The following is a 17,230-nucleotide window of genomic DNA, read 5'->3' on the forward strand; positions in this document are numbered from 1 at the left end:
GGCAAGCACGGCGTCACCGCCGGCACACTAGCCGTCCAAAGCAAGGCTAACCGTCCTGTGTTTGGAATGAAGAAAGTTAACCACCAGGCATCACCGCATACAAGGGAATGAACATGGCAACACAAAAATCCAAAATCATCTACACGCTGACTGACGAGGCGCCGCTGCTCGCGACGTATTCCCTGCTGCCAATTATCAAAAAATTCACCGCGCCGGCTGGCGTGGACGTGGTCGCCAGCGATATTTCGGTGGCGGCCCGTGTACTGGCTGAATTTCCCGAATTCCTGACGGACGCGCAAAAAGTCCCGAACACCCTGGCTGAACTGGGCAAATTGACCCAGAATCCGGACACCAACATCATCAAATTGCCGAACATCAGCGCCTCGCAAGGCCAGCTGATCGCCTGCGTGCGCGAATTGCAAGGCCGTGGCTACAAGCTGCCGGATTACCCGGAAGATGCGAAGACGGACGAAGAAAAAGCCCTGAAAGCCCGCTACGGCAAGTGCATCGGCAGCTCGGTCAACCCGGTCTTGCGCGAAGGCAATTCCGACCGCCGCGCACCGAAGGCCGTCAAAGAGTACGCACGCAAGCACCCGCATTCGATGGGCGAGTGGAGCCAGTCGTCGCAAACGCACGTGTCGCACATGCACCATGGCGACTTCTACCACGGCGAAAAATCGCTGACGCTGGAAAAGGCGCGCGACGTCAAGATGGAACTGGTCACGGCCTCGGGCAAGACCATCGTGCTGAAACCGAAGGTTTCCCTGCAAGCGGGCGAAATCATCGACAGCATGTTCATGAGCAAGAAAGCGCTGCTGGAGTTCTACGAGAAGGAAATCGACGACGCCTTCAAGACGGGCGTGATGTTCTCGCTGCACGTCAAGGCGACCATGATGAAGGTTTCGCACCCTATCGTTTTCGGCCACTGCGTGCGCATCTTCTACAAGGACGCGTTCGCCAAGCACGCCGAACTGTTCGACAAGCTGGGCGTGAATGTCAACAATGGCATGAGCAACCTGTACGACAAGATCGAAACCCTGCCAGCGTCGCAAAAGGATGAAATCCTCAAGGATCTGCACGCTTGCCACGCCAACCGTCCGGAACTGGCCATGGTCGATTCGGCCAAGGGCATCACCAACTTCCATTCGCCGAACGACATCATCGTCGATGCGTCGATGCCAGCCATGATCCGTATCGGCGGCAAGATGTGGGGCGCCGATGGCCGTCCGAAGGACGTCAAGGCCGTCATGCCGGAATCGACTTTCGCGCGTATCTACCAGGAAATGATCGGCTTCTGCAAATGGCATGGCAACTTCGATCCGAAGACCATGGGCACCGTGCCGAACGTGGGCCTGATGGCGCAGCAAGCGGAAGAATACGGTTCGCACGACAAGACGTTTGAAGTGCCGGAAGGCGGCATCGCCAACATCACCGACCTGGAAACAGGCGAAGTGCTGCTGACGCAAACGGTGGAAGAGGGCGATATCTGGCGCATGTGCCAGGTCAAGGACGCACCGATCCGCGACTGGGTCAAGCTGGCCGTCACGCGCGCGCGCAATTCGGGCATGCCTGCCGTGTTCTGGCTCGATTCCTATCGTCCGCACGAAAACGAAGTCATCAAGAAGGTACAGGTTTACCTGAAGGAGCACGATACCAAGGGCCTGGACATCCAGATCATGTCGCAAACGCGCGCCATGCGTTACACCCTGGAACGCGCCTTCCGCGGCCTGGACACCATCTCGGTGACCGGCAACATCCTGCGCGATTACCTGACCGACCTGTTCCCGATCCTGGAACTGGGCACGTCCGCCAAGATGCTGTCGATCGTGCCATTGATGGCTGGTGGCGGCATGTACGAAACGGGCGCCGGCGGTTCGGCACCGAAGCACGTCAAGCAACTGGTGGAAGAAAACCATTTGCGCTGGGATTCGCTGGGCGAGTTCCTGGCCCTGGCCGTGTCGCTGGAAGACATGGGCATCAAGACGGGCAATGCGAAGGCCAAAATCCTCGCAAAAACCCTGGATGAAGCCACCGGCAAGCTGCTGGACAACAACAAGTCGCCATCGCCACGTACCGGCGAGCTGGACAACCGCGGCAGCCATTTCTACCTGGCCATGTACTGGGCGCAAGCCCTGGCTGCGCAGAAGGACGATGCGGAACTGGCAGCGCATTTTGCGCCGGTGGCCAAGGCCCTGGCCGACAACGAAGAAAAGATCGTTGCCGAGCTGAAAGCAGTACAAGGCAAGGAAACGGATATCGGCGGCTACTACCTGCCAGATCCGGCGAAGACGGAAGCCGTCATGCGTCCTAGCGCCAGCCTGAATGCGGTGCTGGACAGCATCTGATGCAGTCTTGACAGGCACTAAGTTCTTGCTTGCTGCCTGATAAAAAAACGCCGCCGGAAGCGATTCCGGCGGCGTTTTTCATTTCCGTGCAGGTTTTTTACTTGTAATGCTTGTAGACCTCGGTGCTGCCATTGTTCTTGACCAGCAAGACGTCATACGCATCCTTGCGCGGTCCTTCCATGCCTGGCGAGCCCATCGGCATTGCCGGCACGGCCAGGCCTTTCGCCTTGGGTTTGTCGCGCAGCAACTGCTTGATCTCGCTGGCCGGCACATGGCCTTCGATGGCGTAGCCGTTGACGAGGCCCGTGTGGCAGGAGCCGAGCGCGTCGGGAATGCCGGCCAGCTTGCGGTATTGCGCCGGCATCTCGACATTTTTCGCGCGGACCGTAAAGCCGTTCGCTTCCAGGTGCTTGATCCAGTCGGCACAGCAGCCGCACGAGGCGCTCTTGTAGACTTCGATGACGGGCAGGGCCGCCATGGCGAACGTGGGCAGGCCCAGCATGGCGGCGAAGGCGCCGCGCAATAAGAAATGTTTGATCATGTGTTGCTTTCAGACGGAATAGGGCTATCGTGGCCACCTTGGTGGCTTGCTTGGGATCTAGGCGGAAAGCGGCCGCGGCGGCCGGCGTGGGCCGTCGGGAATGAATCCCGTCAGCAAGGTGGCCGTAGCGATGGTGTGTTGCGCGCCGCTGCAGGCGGCGGCAGGCAGGGCCAGGCCAGGCGGCATCAGCGCGCCCAGGCAAAAGCTGGCGCAGGCGCCGCACGCGGGGTGCTTGGCAGGAGTCTTGTCGTCTTCCGGCGTGCCGGCGTCGTGCGGGATGGCGAAGGATGGCGCAGCGTGATGCTGGCAAGCCGCTGTCATCGCGACGGCAGGCTCGTCAGCGAGCGGCGCGCACAGCCGCGTGGCGCCCGCAGCGGCCGCTTGCAGCGGCACCGCCGCGATCAGCATCAGGATCAGCCATGTTTTGAAGAGTCTTAGCATCGCCGGAAAGTATAGCATAGGGGCAACTGCCGCCAGGAGCGGGCGTCCGCTAGCGCGAGGCGGCGGCCAGCATTTTCGATGCATACATGGCGCGGTCCGCATGGCGCAGCAGCAGTTGCATGGTATCGCCGTCTTCAGGATAGTGGGCCACGCCGATGCTGACGGCGATCTGCAAATGCTGTCCGTTGCCCAGATGCAGCGGCGCAGCCAGGGCCGCGTGGATCTTTTGCTCGATCAGGCTGACGTCGGCCGGTGCGGCATTGCTTTCCAAAAGCACGACGAATTCATCGCCGCCCATCCTGGCCAGGGTGTCGGTTTCGCGCATGCAATCGCGCAGGCGGCTCGCCACCGTTTGCAGCAGCAGGTCGCCGCAGGCATGGCCGTGGTCGTCGTTGACCCGCTTGAAGTTGTCGAGGTCGAGGAACAGCAGCGACAGCCGGCCTTCCTGGCGGTGCGCGCGCGCGAAGGCCGTGTGCAGGCGGTCGTGGAACAGGCGGCGGTTCGGCAGGCGGGTCAGTTCGTCGTGCATGGCCATGAATTGCATCTGCGTCTGCAACTGCCGGCGCTCGATGGCGGTGGCAAGTTGCTTGGCGACAAATTGCAGCAAATCCTGGTCCTGCTCCGTGCCGATGACGGCATCCTGGCCGCCTTGCAAGGCCAGCGCGCCGATGCTGCCCAGGGAAGAATACAGCGGCACGGCCAGCCAGCACGAGGACAGGGCGCAGGCTGCCGTTTGCAGCGCGGCCGGCAGGCCGGCCAGTTGTCCCGCCTGCAGCAGCAGGGGGCGGCCGCTGCGCAGGACTTCGTCGCACAGCAGGCTGGCCAGCGATGACGTGGGCTGCGGCGCGCTGTCGTCGGCATGCGAGGTCATGGGAGGCTGGGCGCCGTGTTCGTCATGCAGCAGCAAGGTCAGGCTGCGCGTGGGCAAGTGTTCGCCGATGATGTGCTGGATGCGGTGCAGCAAGGCGGACAAGTCTTGCGTCGCCTGCATGGCTTCGGAAATGGCGTACAGCGCGGCCTGCTTTGCCTGCGCCTGTTTCAGCAGGGTGACGTCGCGCGCCACGGCCACGCGCAGCTGGTCGGCGGCGGACCAGCGGGCCGACCACATGATGTGCGCCAGGCTGCCATCCTTGCGCAGGTAGCGGTTCTCGAAGTGCGTCTGCGCATGGCCATCCATGATGGCGCGCGCGGCGGCCAGGGTGCGCGCGCGGTCGGCCGGGGCAACCATGTCGAGCATGAGCTTGCCGATCATTTCCTGCTGCGTGTAGCCGAAGATGCGTTCGCAGGCGGCGCTGACGAAGACGAAGCGCCCCTCCACGTCGACCATGCACACGGCATCGAGCAACAAGTCGGTAAAGCTGGCCAGCGGCGCGCGCAGAATCTTGTGTTCCATGGTGGCATTTTAATGGACATTCCCGGCGGTGATTCAACTTGTTGGGGGTAGGCGAGGTCGGCGGCATGAAAATGTTTCATTTCCCCGACGCTCATGCTTTTCCGTTTCTTGCCGTTAATGCAGTATTGCCATGCAGTACTTGCCATCACGCCAGATAACGTGACGCAAGGTTTGCCTGGCGCCAGGTAATTGCAAAATACTTAACCATATCGAACTTTTATGATGCATCTTCTCTCCATTTGCAAGGTGACAGCGCCATGACCTCCATTTCTCCACTGTCCAGCTGGAACAGCGCCCCGTCGCGGGCTGCCGCCGCCACGTCGAACCGCGCGGAGGCGGCAGCGCCGTCGCCCGTATCGACGCCATCGTCCATCGTTGCTCTCAGCCCGGAAAGCGTGAACGACGGCAAGCCGGCGGCGTTCGTCAAACCGCCGATGGTGTGGGAAAGCGCGACGCGCGACAAGGTGAGCGAGGCGATGACGAAGAGTTTTTCTTCGTATGCGTTTGGCGGCCGCTTCAGCGGCCTGGGCGCGGCCATGCTGGGACAAGCCAAGCTGGGAAACTACAATTTCTCGCAGGCGATGCGGCAGCCGCCGCCGAGCACCACGCCGAACATCTATGCGGCGTCCGGCATCGCGCCCGGCAGCCTGCATGGCAATGGCGAAGACCGGGTTTCCCTCAGCATCACGACGAAGAGCGGCGTGGAAGTCAAGCTGTCGCTCGACAGCCAGGGCGACGGCCTGGCCGTGAACATGACGACCAGCGGCGACCTCAGCGACGCTGAAGCGAGCGCCCTGGGCGAGCTGGCAAAAGGTTTCCAGGAAGCCATCGACGGCATGGGACAAAGCACGCCGAAAATCAAGCTGGAAGGCTTGATGCAGTTCGACCAGCAAGTGCTCGAGTCGGTGAAGCTGCATGCGGAAGTCAAGGTGCGCGGCGAAACGGAAAGTACCCAAACCCTGGATTTCCAGGCCGATGGCGCGCAGCGCAAGGTCAGCTTCAGCGGCGAGGCCGGCAGCCTGGACCTGAAGGTCGATGCCAGCGCGCTCAATACCCTGGGCAGCCCCGAGCGGCAAGCCAAGGCGCTGGGCAGCTATATGAAGCAATTCGACCAGGCGGCATCGCGCGGCCATGGCGACGCGGGCCTGGTGGCCATGCTCAAGGATAGCTTCACTGCCTTGCACAGCAATACCGCCGCGCCGCAAGTGGCCACGGACAATCCCGAGACGGGCAAGTGGCGCCTGGCGGCCGAGGACAAGTCCATCCTGACGGGGCTGGCCGATTTCAGCGCCTCCGTGTCGCAGACCGTGAAATTCAGCAATCCCATGCGCAGCGCGGAAAAGGATGGCTTCAATTATGAAGTGTCGCAAAAGACGGAGCAGGCCGGCGCCCGCCAGGACGAGCGCTCGATCAGGCAGCAGCAGCAATCGAAGCTGAGCGCCAGCTACCACCAGACGCTGGTCCCCGGCGTGCCGCTGCGCCTGCTGGGCAACACGGAGTCGCAGAACTATACCTACCACCAGATCGAGGATGCGGCCAGCAGCGAGGCGCAAGTGGCCTACAAGGATGGCAAGATGGTGAAGGCGAGCTTGCGGCAGGAGGGCAGCCAGTCCGAACACGTCATGAAGTATTTCCTGGGCAAGCTGCAATCGGACAAGACCACGCCGGGCAATTTCTCCGTGCTGCGCGACTTGCTGCCCGTGCTGGGGCCGTACAAGTCGGGCGAGAAGGAGATGACGCCCGAAGCGCGCCTGGAACAGCGCAAGCAGGCGTTGCTGACCTTGAGCGACGACGTGCTGCTGCAGTCGTATGCGGGCCAGACCATCAGCCTGTGGCAAGCCGATGTGCCGCCCGAGGAGGCGGTCCGTTAATCGCCCCTTGCCTCATATCAAAAAAAGCCCGTCTTCCTGCGAAGACGGGCTTTTTGTTTGATGCGGCGCAAACAGCTTACGCTTTGGCCTTGCTTTGCTTGATCCAGTAACCGACGCCCAGCGCGGCGAGCCACACGGGAATCAGGTAGACGGAGATGCGCAGGCCCGGCGTCAGGTACATGATCACCAGGATGCCGGCCAGGAACGCCAGGCACAGGTAGTTGGTGAACGGGTAGCCCAGGCTCTGGAACAGGGTCGTCTTGCCTTCGATTTTTTTCTGCGCGCGGAAGCGCAGGTGGATCCAGCTGATCATGGCCCAGTTGATGATCAGCGCCGACACCACGAGTCCCATCAGCACTTCGAACGCTTCGCCCGGCATGAAGTAATTGACCACCACGCAGGCGCCTGTCGCCAGGGCCGACACGCCCAGGGCGACCAGCGGCACGCCGCGGCGGTTCAGGTGCAGCAGCGCGCGCGGCGCATTGCCTTGCTTGGCCAGGCCGAACAGCATGCGCGTGTTGCAGTACACGCCGCTGTTGTAGACGGACAGGGCGGCCGTCAGCACCACCACGTTCAGGGCCGTGGCCACCAGGTTGCTGTCGAGCGCATGGAAGATCAGCACGAAGGGGCTGCCGCCGGTGACGACGTTTTGCCACGGGTACAGCGACAGCAGGATGCCCAGCGCGCCGATGTAAAAGATCAGGATGCGGTAGATGGCCTGGTTGGTGGCGCGCGGGATCGTCGTGCTCGGGTCATCCGCCTCGGCCGCCGTGATGCCGACCAGTTCCAGGCCGCCGAACGAGAACATGATGACGGCCATCGCCATCACCAGTCCCTGCCAGCCATTCGGGAAGAAGCCGCCGTGCTGCCACAGGTTGGCCACCGACGCCTGCGGGCCCGCGTCGCCGGAAGCCAGCAGGTACGCGCCGAAGACGATCATGCCGATGATGGCGACCACCTTGACGAGGGCAAACCAGAACTCCATCTCGCCAAACGCCTTGACATTCAACAAGCTGATGGCGTTAATCACGCAAAAGAAGACGAGCGCCGACACCCAGGTGGGCACGCCCGGCCACCAGTACTGCACGTAGATGCCGACGGCCGTCAGTTCGGCCATGCTGACGAGCACGTACAGCACCCAGTAATTCCAGCCCGACAGGAAGCCGGGCAGGTGGCCGCAGTATTTGTCGGCAAAGTAGCTGAAGGAGCCGGCGACGGGTTCGTCGACCACCATCTCGCCCAGCTGGCGCATGATCAGGAAGGCGATGACGCCGGCGATGCCATAGCCCAGCAGCACTGAAGGGCCGGCCATCTTGATGGTTTGCGCGATGCCCAGAAACAGGCCGGTGCCGATGGCGCCGCCCAGGGCGATGAGCTGGATGTGGCGGCTTTTCAGGCCGCGCTTGAGCTCTTGTGGTTCGGTAATCCCGACTGCCGTCATATGTTTTATCCTGTTTTTACGGGGCTGAGGTCGCTGATTCTAAAGCATGAATGGGCAAATCAGGAGCGAAATGCATGTTGCACTGCGGAGGCGCAAGAAAAGCCCCGCATCTTCGCCGAACGGCGCGCAAAACGGCGGCCCAGGCGTCCGCTTTTACGCGCCGGCCGCGACGATGGCCGGTTCGTACGCGGCCAGGAACTCGGGCGGAAGGCGGCGCGCACGGCCGCTGCTCAATTCGATGCAGATCAAGTCCCAGCGTCCGCGCACGACGGTGGCGCCGTCGCTGTCGCGGACCAGCTGGAAGCGCCGCTCCATGCTGGAACGGCCATCGCTGGCGCACAGCCAGGTGGCCAGGGTCAGCGCTTCGCCGGCCCGCGTCGGCAGCAAATAGTCGTATTCGCCGCGGCGTATCGCCATGGCCCGGTCCAGGCGCCGGTAATCGTCCAGGTCCAGCCCCAGGCTGGCCGAATGGTGCCAGGCGATATGCTCGCACCAGCGCACGTAGACGGCATTGTTGGTGTGCTGCAAGCCGTCGATGTCGCCCGGTTCGGGCGTGACGGGCAGGGTATGGGCGTGCGGATAATCCCAGTTCAAGAGCATTCCTTTCGATACGGTGGCCGCTGATTGTACGGTCTCGCGGCGCTTCCTGTCTGCGGCGCACGCGCGGAAAAACACTGTTTTTCACATTGATGTATGATGCATCATAATTCATTAGCGATCAAAGACACGCATGAACCATTCATTGGACACTCTGCTGCACGTCAATCTGGGCAAGTCCGTGTACGCCATGCTGCGCGAAGCGCTGGCGGCCGGGCGCTTCCAGCCGAATGACCGGCTGCGCATCCGCGAACTGGCGCAGCAGCTGGGCACCAGCGTCACGCCCGTGCGCGACGCCATGCTGCAACTGGTGCAGGAAGAGGCGCTGGTGCTGCGCTCGCCGCGCGACTTCCGCGTGCCCGTGCTGAGCGTGGCGCGCTACCTGGAAATCCGCGCGCTGCGCCTGGAACTGGAAGGACTGGGCGCGGCGGAGGCGGCGCAGCGCATCGACGCCGCCACCCTGGCCGACCTGGAACGCCTGCTGCAGGCGAATGAAGAGGCCATCGCACGGCACGACCTGGCCGCGGCGCTGCAATGCAACCAGGCGTTTCACCTGGGCCTGGCGCAGGCGGCCGGCATGCCGACCTTGAAACGCTTCGTCGACCATCTGTGGATGCAGACGGCGCCCCTGATCGCCGCCGGCTATGCCAGCTTTTCGCCCGACATGCGGGTCGGCCACCATCACGCCATCATCAGCGCGCTGCGCCAGCGCGACAGCGGGGCCGCGCGGCGCGCCATCGAGCAGGACATCCTCGACGGCGGCACGCAGATGCTGGCCTACGTGATGCGCCAGGAGCGCATCCACGCCGGCGCAACCGAAGAGGACAAGGAAGAACATGACGCACATCAAGCACAAGATTGAACAGAACATGGAACAGAAAACCGCCATCGTCACGGGCGCCAGCCGCGGCATCGGCCATGCCGTCGCGGAACGCTTCCGCAGCCTGGGCTGGAGGGTCATCACCGTCTCGCGCAGCCCGATTCCCGGCGGCTGCCCGCGCAGCCAGGAGCACAACACGCATGTGTGCATGGATTTGTCAGACCTGAGCCAGATCGGGCAGATGGTCGAGACGCTGCGCCCCATGCTGGGCGACGCCAAATTGCACGCGCTGGTCAACAATGCGGGCGTGTCGCCGAAGGGGCCGGGCGGTTCGCGCGTCAATTCGCTGACGACGGACATGCAGACCTGGCAGGAAATGTACAACACGAATTTCTTTGCGCCGCTGGCGCTGACGCGCGGCTTTGCGCAGGAATTGTCGAACGCGCGCGGCTCCGTCGTGAATCTGTGCTCGATCGCCGGCTACCGCGTGCATCCGTTTGCCGGTTCCGCCTACGCCAGTTCGAAGGCGGCGCTGGCGTCGCTGACGCGCGAAATGGCCAACGACATGGCGCCGCTGAACGTGCGCGTGAACGCCATCGCGCCGGGCGAGATCGACACGGCCATCCTGTCGCCGGGCACTTCGCACATCGTCGACACGCAAATCCCCCTGCGCCGCCTGGGCACGACGGCCGAAGTGGCGGACCTGGTGGAGTTCCTGTGCAGCGAGCGCGCCTCGTACATCACGGGCGCGGAAATCCCCATCGATGGCGGGCAGCGTATTTAATTGAAAAGGAAGATCGCATGACACAACATATCGGCATCGTCGGCTGCTCGGCCGAAGGCGCGGCCCTGTGCTACCGCACGATCTGCGAAGAGGGCGCGCATGCGCTGGGGTCATATGAACACCCGGAAGTGACGCTGCACACGCCGTCGCTGGCGCGTTACGTGGATTGCCTGAACGGGGGCGACCTGGCAGGCGTGGCCGAACTGATGCTGGCGTCGGCGCGCAAGCTGGCCGCCGCCGGCGCCGATTTCCTGATCTGCCCCGACAACACCATCCACCAGGCATTCGAGCTGATGGCGCCCCGTTCGCCGCTGCCATGGCTGCATATCGCCGACGTCGTGGCCGCCGAAGCGGCGGCGCGCGGTGTCCAACGGGTGGGCCTGACGGGTACGCGCTGGCTGGTCGACAGTGCCGTCTATCCGGACAGGCTGGCCGCGCGCGGCATCGCTTGCGTGCGGCCCGGCGAGGACGAACGCAGCGAGATCAACCGCATCATCATGGAAGAGCTGGTGCCGGGCGTGGTCAAGGGGGACAGCGTGGCGCGCTTCCAGGCCATCATCGCCGGCCTGCGGGAGCAGGGCTGCGACGCAGTCATCCTCGGCTGCACGGAGATCCCGCTGATCATCAGCGACGCCAATTCGCCGCTGCCGACGCTCGATTCCACGCGCTTGCTGGCGCGCGCCGCCCTGCGCCGGGCGCTGGAAACCTAGCGTTCCAGCTGCGCCTGCAGCGCGGCCACCACCAGCGCGTGGTCGTCCGCCTGCGCCAGGCCGGAAACGGTCACCGTGCCGACCAGTCCCACGCCGCGTATCAGCAGGGGGAACGCGCCGCCATGGCCCGCGTACTCGATGTCATCGAGGTATTTCACGTCTTCGAAGGTGCTGCCGCGGCTCTTGTACGAGATGCCCATGTAATAGGAGCTGCGGCAAAAGCGCTGCACCGTGTTGTTCTTGCGGCGTATCCAGTCCGCCTGGTCCGCCGTGGCGCCCGTCATGGCGTGGTGGAACAGGATCTGACCGTTGCGCGTGATGTTGACGGTGACGGCCTTGCCCCGCTTGCGCACTTCCTCGACGATCCACAGGCCCACGGCCAGCGCGGCGTCGTTGTCGAAGCGTTCGAATTGCAGGGATTCTTCCTGTTGCGCCAGGGTTTGCAGCAAGTCGGCGTAATGATCCATCGTGGAGGAGGGCGGTAGTGGCTGGAAGCGCTACTGTAGCGCACCATGGGCCGGCCGCGCGCGCTTTTTCCGTGGCGCGGCTAAAATAAGCGGCATGAACCTGTCCCTGTTTGCCGATGAAGACCAGATCCCGGCCGGCCCGGCGCCGCTCGTGCCAGGCTCGCGCGCGTCGATCCTGCTGCGCGGTTTTGCGCTGCCGTACCTGCACGAGATGCTGCCGGCGCTGGACGCCGTCGTGCTGGCGGCGCCCCTGCGCCACATGGCCACGCCGGGCGGCTTGCGCATGTCGGTTGCCATGAGCAATTGCGGCCCCCTGGGCTGGGTCACGGATGGGCGCGGCTACCGCTACGCGCGGCACGATCCGGCCAGCGGCCTTCCCTGGCCGCCCATGCCGCCCGTGTTCCTGCGCCTGGCGCGGCAGGCGGCGCTGGCGGCCGGCTATCCCGACTTCACGCCCGACGCCTGCCTCGTCAACCGTTATGCCCCCGGTGCGCGCATGGCCCTGCACCAGGACCGCGACGAATGCGACTTCACCGCGCCCATCGTTTCCGTCTCGCTGGGGCTGCCCGCCACCTTCCTGTTCGGCGGCGCCGAGCGGGCCGACAAGGCGGCGCGCATCGCCTTGCTGCATGGCGACGTGGTGGTGTGGGGCGGCGCCGACCGCCTGCGCTTCCACGGCGTGGCGCCCCTGAGGGAGGGCGAACACGCGCTGCTGGGCGCGCAGCGCATCAATTTGACGTTTCGCAAGGCCAGCTGATCGGTCAATACGCCCCATTAATGCAAGGCACTTGCAAATGCGGCCGTTTTTCTCCATGATATGCAACTTGTTTGCATATGGAGTGTCCAGCATGAAGCGCGATCCGATTTCCTCGCCCCTGCCTGACGTGGCGGCCGGCCCCCATCTGGGCAATGCCTTGCCGCTCGAGTGGGTCGGCATGCAGGGCATCGCCTTGCCCCTGTGGCTGGAGGAAGGCGGGCAGGCGCAGCAAGTGCATGCCTGGGCCGACGTGCAGGTCGACTTGCCCGACCCGCACGTGAAGGGCATCCACATGTCGCGCCTGTATCTGCTGCTCGACGCGTTCGCCGCCGCGCAGCCGCTCGATGCGGCCGCGCTGGCCGCCGTGCTGCGGCGCATGGTGGACAGCCACGCCGATTGCGGCAGCACGCAGGCGAGGCTGGCGCTGGCGTTCCCCCTGCTGCGGCGCCAGCCGGCGCTGCTGACGGCGGGGCTGTCCGGCTGGAAATCGTACCCTGTGCGCCTGCAGGCCAGTGTTTCGCCGCAGGGCTTTGCCTTGTCCTTGACGGTGGAGATCGGCTACTCGTCGACCTGTCCGTGCTCGGCGGCGCTGGCGCGGCAATTGCTCGCCGACGCCTTCGCGGCGCGGTTCGGCGCGGGCCCCATCGATGGCGCGGCTGCGCGTGAATGGCTGCGGGAACACGCGAGCCTGGCCACGCCGCACAGCCAGCGCAGCACGGCGACGGTCACCGTGCCCTTGACGGAACAGGCGGAACTGGACCTGTTTCCCCTGATCGACGTGGTGGAAGCGGCGCTGGCGACACCGCTGCAGACGGCCGTGAAACGGGCCGACGAGCAGGCGTTCGCGCGCCTCAATGGTGCTAACCTGATGTATGTGGAAGATGCGGCCCGCCGCGTGCAGGCGGCGCTGGCGCCATTGGTGCCACCGTATGCGCGGGCGCGTGTTACCGTACGGCATATGGAAAGCCTGCATCCGCACGATGCCGTGGCGCAGGCGGGCAAGCTTGCCGGAGATTGGTAGTCAACCACCGTGGAGGAGGGCAACATGCCGGAGAACATCGAGCGGGACGTCAACGATGACAGCCTGGAAGAGGAACTGGAGCGCGAACGGCGCGAGCATGCGCTGATCGACGAGGAAAAGCTGGGCATGGACGAGCTGGAAGAGGAGCACCTGAAGCGGGAACGCCAGCCCGGCGGGCCGGCGGGGCGCTAGCGTCAGGCGCGGGAGTCAAGGCGGCGCGATCATCGCTGGCATCGCGCGGCGCTGCCCGGTACAATTTCGCTTTGTCCTGCTCCCCCAACCCCGGAGGCCCATGAAATATCGCGCATTTTTCCCGTTCATCCTCGGCCTGACAGGCGCCGTCCTGGCCGCCTCGCAAGCCCAGGCCGCCACCATCTGCACCGCCATGGCGGACGCCAAAACGGGCACCGTCTTGTTGCAAGAGGGTAATTGCCTCGACCGCGTCACCCCCGCCTCCACGTTCAAGATCGCGCTCAGCCTGATGGGCTATGACGCCGGCTTCCTCAAGGACGAGCACAAGCCGACCCTGCCGTACCGCCAGGGCTACGTGGATTGGGGCGGCGAAGCGTGGCGCCAGGAGACGGACCCGTCGCGTTGGATGCAGTATTCCGTCGTCTGGTATTCGCAGCAGGTCACGCAGGCGCTGGGCGCCGAGCGCTTCCAGAAATATGCGAAGGCTTTGCGCTATGGCAATGCGGATGTGTCGGGCGATCCGGGCAAGGACAATAGCCTGGAGCGCTCGTGGATCAGTTCTTCGCTGAAGATCTCGCCGCTGGAACAGCTGGGCTTTTTGCGCAAGCTGGTCAACGATCAGTTGCCAGTCACCAAACAGGCGATGGAGCAGACGCGCCGCCTGACCCGCCTGGCGGACGTGGGCGGCTGGCAAGTGCATGGCAAGACGGGCGCGGCCTTCCCGCGCAAGGCCGACGGCAGCTTTGACGAAGCGCATGGCTACGGCTGGTTCGTGGGCTGGGCCAGCAAGGGCGAGCGCAGCATCGTGTTTGCGCGCCTGGTGCAGGACGAGCAGAAGGGCCAGCAGTCCGCGGGCTTGCGCACGCGCGAGGCCATGCTGAAGGAATTGCCTGCCTTGCTGGAGCAGGCGCAGAAGTGACGGCCAGCATCGTCGCCGCCACCTTCATCGCTTCCGACGGCGAGTACCTGGAAGCCGTCATCGAGGTGGAGGGCCAGCGCCTGCACGTGATGGACGAGTTCGGCGGCGGGCAACTGGCCGCCGGCACGCAAGTCCGGCTCGAACTGTGGCCCATGACCAGCGAGCTGGACGACTGGGACGCCATCTTCGGCGCCAACCCCGGCTGCGTAAAGGGCGTGCGCCGGCTCGATGGCTGGCGCTACCTGGCGCTGGGCGTCGTGACCCAGGTCGATCCCGTCATCTGCGATTGCGGCTTGCTGCAGCTGGAAAACCCGTTTACGACGCATGATGCGCGCTGCGTGGGCGCGTACGTGGGCGTTACGCTGGCGCGCCTGGATGCTTGCCTGGCGTAAAATCCGGCCCGCTTTGTTGCCCGCCCTATATACTTGCTGAAACGGATCATCCGGCATCAGACAAGGTTACAAGCATGGCATCAGGCATGGAGCAGTTTCAGGAAAAAGCACGGCAGGCATGGACATGGACGCGCGCGCAAGCCGTGCGCGTGGCGGGAGTGGCGTGGACAAAGGCGGTGGCGCTGTACCGGCGCGGCCACGCGCACCTGATGACCTTGCCGCCCGTGCGGCGCGCGCTGGTGCTGGGGCTATGGTCGTTCCTGGCCGTGCTGGCGCTGGTGATCCTGTACATGCTGCTGCTGATCCCCCTGACGCCGAGCATCCACGACTTGCGCCAGGCGCGCGCGGCCGCGCCGAGCACCATGGTCAGCGCGGATGGCGAGGAACTGGCCCGCTTCGACCAGGGCTTGCAGGAGCGGGTCACGTTAAAACAGATTTCGCCGAACGTGATCAGCGCGCTGATCTCGACGGAAGACCACCGTTTCTATGAACATCACGGCATCGATTTCACGCGCACGGCGGGCGCCGTCCTGCATACGGCGGGAGGCAACCCCCAGGGCGGCTCCACCATCACGCAGCAACTGGCGCGCAATATGTTCCCCGAGGAAATCGGCCGCTCGCGCAACCTGAACCGCAAGCTGAAGGAACTCATCACGGCCCTCAAAATCGAGGCCACCTACAGCAAGACGGAAATCCTGGAAGCCTACCTGAACACGGTACCCTTCCTGTACAACACCTACGGCATCGAAATGGCGGCCCGCACCTATTTCGACAAGCCTGCGTCGCGCCTCGACATCCTGGAAAGCGCCACCCTGGTCGGCATGCTCAAGGGTACGAACTACTACAATCCTGTCGGTAATCCCGAACGTTCCTTGCAGCGGCGCAATGTGGTGCTGGGGCAAATGCGCAAACATGATGTCATCGACGAGGCGCGCTACAGGCAGTTGATCAAGCGTCCCCTGCGCCTGCATTTCGAGCGCCAGAGCGAGCGGGCGCAATCGGACAGCCATTTCACGGCGTATGTGCGCAAGTGGCTGATCGACTGGGCCGACGAGAACGATTACAACCTGGAGCGCGACGGCTTGATCGTGCACACCACGCTGGACCAGGATTTGCAGCAGGCGGCCGAGCGCGCCGTCGAGCGCCAGGCGAATGCCTTGCAGGCGATCGCCGACGTGGAATGGAGCCGCGCCGGCGTGCCGTCTTCCACGTCGACAGGCATGTATGCGGGCATGCAGGGCGGCAGCGTGCCATTCGATTATTTCTGGAAATCGCATCCGGCCCTGCTCGACGCCTTCGTGCGCGAGTCGGGCGACTACCGCAAGCTGACGGCGGCCGGCGCTACGCCGGACGACGCGCTGGCGCAACTGAAGGGCGACCGCGCCTTCATGGCGGCCTTGCGCAAGTCGAAGACGCGCCTGGAAGCGGGCTTCGCGGCCATGGACCCGGCCACGGGCGCCGTGCGCGCCTGGGTGGGCAGCCGCGACTTTGCGCGCGAACAATTCGACCACGTGTCGCAGGCGGCGCGCCAGCCCGGTTCCACCTTCAAGCCCATCGTGTATGGCGCGGCGCTGGAAAAGGGCCTGAGCCCCGAGCACGTCTACCGCGATGCCGTGATGGATATCAAGGCGTCCGACGGCACGATATGGCGCCCGACGGACATGAGCGGCACGACGGGGCGCGACATGACCATGCGCGACGGCCTCGTGTACTCGAAAAACACCATCACGGCGCAAGTGATGCAGGACGTCGGCTTGTCGCCGATCATCAAGCTGGCGCGCGCGCTGGGCATCCGCGACAGCAAGCTGGAAAAAGTGCCGTCGCTGGCGCTGGGCACCAGTCCCGTGACCCTGCTGGAAATGGTCAACGCCTACGCCAGCATCGCGGCCCAGGGCGAGGCGCGCCTGCCGTTCGTCGTCACGCACATCACGGACCGCGAAGGCAAGGTCATCGCCCGCTTCGGCGAAGACAAGCCGCAGCGCGCGATGAAAGCGGAATCGGCGGCCACCCTGACGGACATGATGCGCGGCGTGATCGACCGCGGTACGGGCACGGCCATCCGCAGCCGCTTCGGCATCCGCTCCGACGTGGCCGGCAAGAGCGGCACCACGCAAAACAATGCGGATGGCTGGTTCATCCTGATGCATCCGGAACTGGTGGGCGGCGCCTGGGTCGGTTTCAATGACGCGCGCGTCACCATGCGCAGCAATTACTGGGGCCAGGGCGGTCACAATGCCGTGCTGGTGGTGGGCGACTTCTTCAAGACGGCGCTCGACACGGGAAAACTGTCGCGCGACGCCATCTTCCCTGGCGGCAAGCCTCCACCGCCGCTGCGCCATGTGGAACCGGTCGACGAGCCCGCGGACGAACCCGTGGAAGAGCCGGGCGATTTGCTGCAGGAAGGCGCACCGCCGGCGCCGCTGGCCATGCCGGCCGAAGGCGAGGGCGGACAGGAATCGCATGGGAAGGCGGTGCCGGAACCTATGCCGCAGCCAGCACCGGCACCGCAGCCGGCGCTTGCACCGCAAGGTTAATCCGC

General features: G+C 64.4%; 17 protein-coding genes. 11 read left to right on the forward strand and 6 right to left on the reverse strand.

Going from position 1 to position 17,230, the window contains the following annotated elements; translation table 11 throughout:
• The first annotated feature begins 113 nt into the window (after positions 1-113).
• Positions 114-2,345: an NADP-dependent isocitrate dehydrogenase gene (locus tag CLU94_RS25605; RefSeq protein ID WP_099668495.1), complete on the forward strand. Its 2,232-nt coding sequence runs from the start codon at positions 114-116 to the stop codon at positions 2,343-2,345.
• Positions 2,346-2,442: 97 nt separating this feature from the next.
• On the opposite strand, the gene CLU94_RS25610 is transcribed toward CLU94_RS25605, so the two are convergent.
• The 3 genes from CLU94_RS25610 to CLU94_RS25620 all read right to left on the reverse strand — a co-directional run bounded on the left by CLU94_RS25610 (position 2,443) and on the right by CLU94_RS25620 (position 4,720).
• Positions 2,443-2,886: a DUF411 domain-containing protein gene (locus CLU94_RS25610; protein WP_099667723.1), complete on the reverse strand. Its 444-nt coding sequence runs from the start codon at positions 2,884-2,886 to the stop codon at positions 2,443-2,445.
• Positions 2,887-2,943: 57 nt separating this feature from the next.
• Positions 2,944-3,294 carry a hypothetical protein gene (locus CLU94_RS25615; protein WP_099667724.1) on the reverse strand — a complete coding sequence of 117 codons (351 nt, stop codon included), beginning with the start codon at positions 3,292-3,294 and terminating at the stop codon, positions 2,944-2,946.
• Between the two features lie 82 nt (positions 3,295-3,376).
• Positions 3,377-4,720 carry a sensor domain-containing protein gene (locus CLU94_RS25620; protein WP_099667725.1) on the reverse strand — a complete coding sequence of 448 codons (1,344 nt, stop codon included), beginning with the start codon at positions 4,718-4,720 and terminating at the stop codon, positions 3,377-3,379.
• A 257-nt stretch (positions 4,721-4,977) separates the two neighbouring features.
• On the opposite strand from CLU94_RS25620, the gene CLU94_RS25625 reads away from it, so the two are divergent.
• Positions 4,978-6,591, forward strand: a complete 1,614-nt coding sequence (locus tag CLU94_RS25625; protein ID WP_143451552.1) for a hypothetical protein — start codon at positions 4,978-4,980, stop codon at positions 6,589-6,591.
• Between the two features lie 76 nt (positions 6,592-6,667).
• Here CLU94_RS25625 and CLU94_RS25630 read toward each other — a convergent pair whose 3' ends face one another.
• Both CLU94_RS25630 and CLU94_RS25635 read right to left on the reverse strand, forming a co-directional pair.
• A complete protein-coding gene (locus CLU94_RS25630) occupies positions 6,668-8,032 on the reverse strand; it encodes an amino acid permease (RefSeq protein ID WP_099667727.1) in 1,365 nt (454 codons plus the stop codon).
• A gap of 153 nt (positions 8,033-8,185) precedes the next feature.
• On the reverse strand, positions 8,186-8,626 hold the full coding sequence (locus CLU94_RS25635; protein ID WP_218965316.1) for an acyl-CoA thioesterase: 441 nt from the start codon (positions 8,624-8,626) through the stop codon (positions 8,186-8,188).
• 136 nt (positions 8,627-8,762) lie between these two features.
• On the opposite strand from CLU94_RS25635, the gene CLU94_RS25640 reads away from it, so the two are divergent.
• Genes CLU94_RS25640 through CLU94_RS25650 form a run of 3 tightly spaced genes read left to right on the forward strand, consistent with a single transcriptional unit; the run spans position 8,763 to position 10,943 of the window.
• Positions 8,763-9,491, forward strand: a complete 729-nt coding sequence (locus tag CLU94_RS25640; RefSeq protein ID WP_099667729.1) for a GntR family transcriptional regulator — start codon at positions 8,763-8,765, stop codon at positions 9,489-9,491.
• Positions 9,466-10,233, forward strand: coding sequence for an SDR family NAD(P)-dependent oxidoreductase (locus tag CLU94_RS25645; RefSeq protein WP_251348468.1), 768 nt, complete (start codon positions 9,466-9,468; stop codon positions 10,231-10,233). Before CLU94_RS25640 ends, CLU94_RS25645 begins: the two co-directional genes overlap by 26 nt.
• A gap of 17 nt (positions 10,234-10,250) precedes the next feature.
• Entirely contained in the window at positions 10,251-10,943 is a 693-nt protein-coding gene (locus tag CLU94_RS25650; protein ID WP_099667730.1) for an aspartate/glutamate racemase family protein, read from the forward strand.
• On the opposite strand, the gene CLU94_RS25655 is transcribed toward CLU94_RS25650, so the two are convergent.
• Entirely contained in the window at positions 10,940-11,410 is a 471-nt protein-coding gene (locus CLU94_RS25655) for a heme-degrading domain-containing protein (protein ID WP_034786432.1), read from the reverse strand. The two genes, CLU94_RS25650 and CLU94_RS25655, sit on opposite strands and share 4 nt — an antisense overlap.
• 94 nt (positions 11,411-11,504) lie before the next feature.
• Between CLU94_RS25655 and alkB the strand changes: the two genes are divergently transcribed.
• From alkB to CLU94_RS25680, 6 genes are all read left to right on the forward strand, one after another.
• On the forward strand, positions 11,505-12,167 hold the full coding sequence (gene alkB, locus CLU94_RS25660; protein WP_099667731.1) for a DNA oxidative demethylase AlkB: 663 nt from the start codon (positions 11,505-11,507) through the stop codon (positions 12,165-12,167).
• Positions 12,168-12,258: 91 nt separating this feature from the next.
• The gene (gene folE2 / locus CLU94_RS25665; protein WP_257218998.1) at positions 12,259-13,188 is read left to right on the forward strand and encodes a GTP cyclohydrolase FolE2; all 930 of its coding nucleotides are present in this window, start codon (positions 12,259-12,261) and stop codon (positions 13,186-13,188) included.
• Positions 13,189-13,212: 24 nt separating this feature from the next.
• Positions 13,213-13,380 carry a hypothetical protein gene (locus tag CLU94_RS28510; RefSeq protein WP_180278775.1) on the forward strand — a complete coding sequence of 56 codons (168 nt, stop codon included), beginning with the start codon at positions 13,213-13,215 and terminating at the stop codon, positions 13,378-13,380.
• A gap of 100 nt (positions 13,381-13,480) precedes the next feature.
• Positions 13,481-14,299, forward strand: a complete 819-nt coding sequence (blaOXA, locus tag CLU94_RS25670) for a class D beta-lactamase (RefSeq protein ID WP_099667732.1) — start codon at positions 13,481-13,483, stop codon at positions 14,297-14,299.
• Positions 14,296-14,691: a hypothetical protein gene (locus tag CLU94_RS25675; protein WP_077405239.1), complete on the forward strand. Its 396-nt coding sequence runs from the start codon at positions 14,296-14,298 to the stop codon at positions 14,689-14,691. Before blaOXA ends, CLU94_RS25675 begins: the two co-directional genes overlap by 4 nt.
• Before the next feature lie 86 nt (positions 14,692-14,777).
• Positions 14,778-17,225, forward strand: coding sequence for a penicillin-binding protein 1A (locus tag CLU94_RS25680; protein ID WP_257218999.1), 2,448 nt, complete (start codon positions 14,778-14,780; stop codon positions 17,223-17,225).
• The last annotated feature ends 5 nt before the right edge of the window (positions 17,226-17,230 follow it).

The sequence above is a fragment of the Janthinobacterium sp. 13 genome (genome assembly GCF_002749695.1).
In the GTDB taxonomy this organism is placed as follows: Bacteria; Pseudomonadota; Gammaproteobacteria; order Burkholderiales; family Burkholderiaceae_D; genus Janthinobacterium; species Janthinobacterium kumbetense.

What these genes read in the sequence shown, in the direction of transcription:
- CLU94_RS25605 (WP_099668495.1), top strand. Translation starts at nt 114, where the DNA reads ATGGCAACACAAAAATCCAAAATCATCTACACGCTGACTGACGAGGCG.
- CLU94_RS25610 (WP_099667723.1), bottom strand. Translation starts at nt 2,886, where the DNA reads ATGATCAAACATTTCTTATTGCGCGGCGCCTTCGCCGCCATGCTGGGC.
- CLU94_RS25615 (WP_099667724.1), bottom strand. Translation starts at nt 3,294, where the DNA reads ATGCTGATCGCGGCGGTGCCGCTGCAAGCGGCCGCTGCGGGCGCCACG.
- CLU94_RS25620 (WP_099667725.1), bottom strand. Translation starts at nt 4,720, where the DNA reads ATGGAACACAAGATTCTGCGCGCGCCGCTGGCCAGCTTTACCGACTTG.
- CLU94_RS25625 (WP_143451552.1), top strand. Translation starts at nt 4,978, where the DNA reads ATGACCTCCATTTCTCCACTGTCCAGCTGGAACAGCGCCCCGTCGCGG.
- CLU94_RS25630 (WP_099667727.1), bottom strand. Translation starts at nt 8,032, where the DNA reads ATGACGGCAGTCGGGATTACCGAACCACAAGAGCTCAAGCGCGGCCTG.
- CLU94_RS25640 (WP_099667729.1), top strand. Translation starts at nt 8,763, where the DNA reads ATGAACCATTCATTGGACACTCTGCTGCACGTCAATCTGGGCAAGTCC.
- CLU94_RS25645 (WP_251348468.1), top strand. Translation starts at nt 9,466, where the DNA reads ATGACGCACATCAAGCACAAGATTGAACAGAACATGGAACAGAAAACC.
- CLU94_RS25650 (WP_099667730.1), top strand. Translation starts at nt 10,251, where the DNA reads ATGACACAACATATCGGCATCGTCGGCTGCTCGGCCGAAGGCGCGGCC.
- CLU94_RS25655 (WP_034786432.1), bottom strand. Translation starts at nt 11,410, where the DNA reads ATGGATCATTACGCCGACTTGCTGCAAACCCTGGCGCAACAGGAAGAA.
- alkB (WP_099667731.1), top strand. Translation starts at nt 11,505, where the DNA reads ATGAACCTGTCCCTGTTTGCCGATGAAGACCAGATCCCGGCCGGCCCG.
- folE2 (WP_257218998.1), top strand. Translation starts at nt 12,259, where the DNA reads ATGAAGCGCGATCCGATTTCCTCGCCCCTGCCTGACGTGGCGGCCGGC.
- CLU94_RS28510 (WP_180278775.1), top strand. Translation starts at nt 13,213, where the DNA reads ATGCCGGAGAACATCGAGCGGGACGTCAACGATGACAGCCTGGAAGAG.
- blaOXA (WP_099667732.1), top strand. Translation starts at nt 13,481, where the DNA reads ATGAAATATCGCGCATTTTTCCCGTTCATCCTCGGCCTGACAGGCGCC.
- CLU94_RS25680 (WP_257218999.1), top strand. Translation starts at nt 14,778, where the DNA reads ATGGAGCAGTTTCAGGAAAAAGCACGGCAGGCATGGACATGGACGCGC.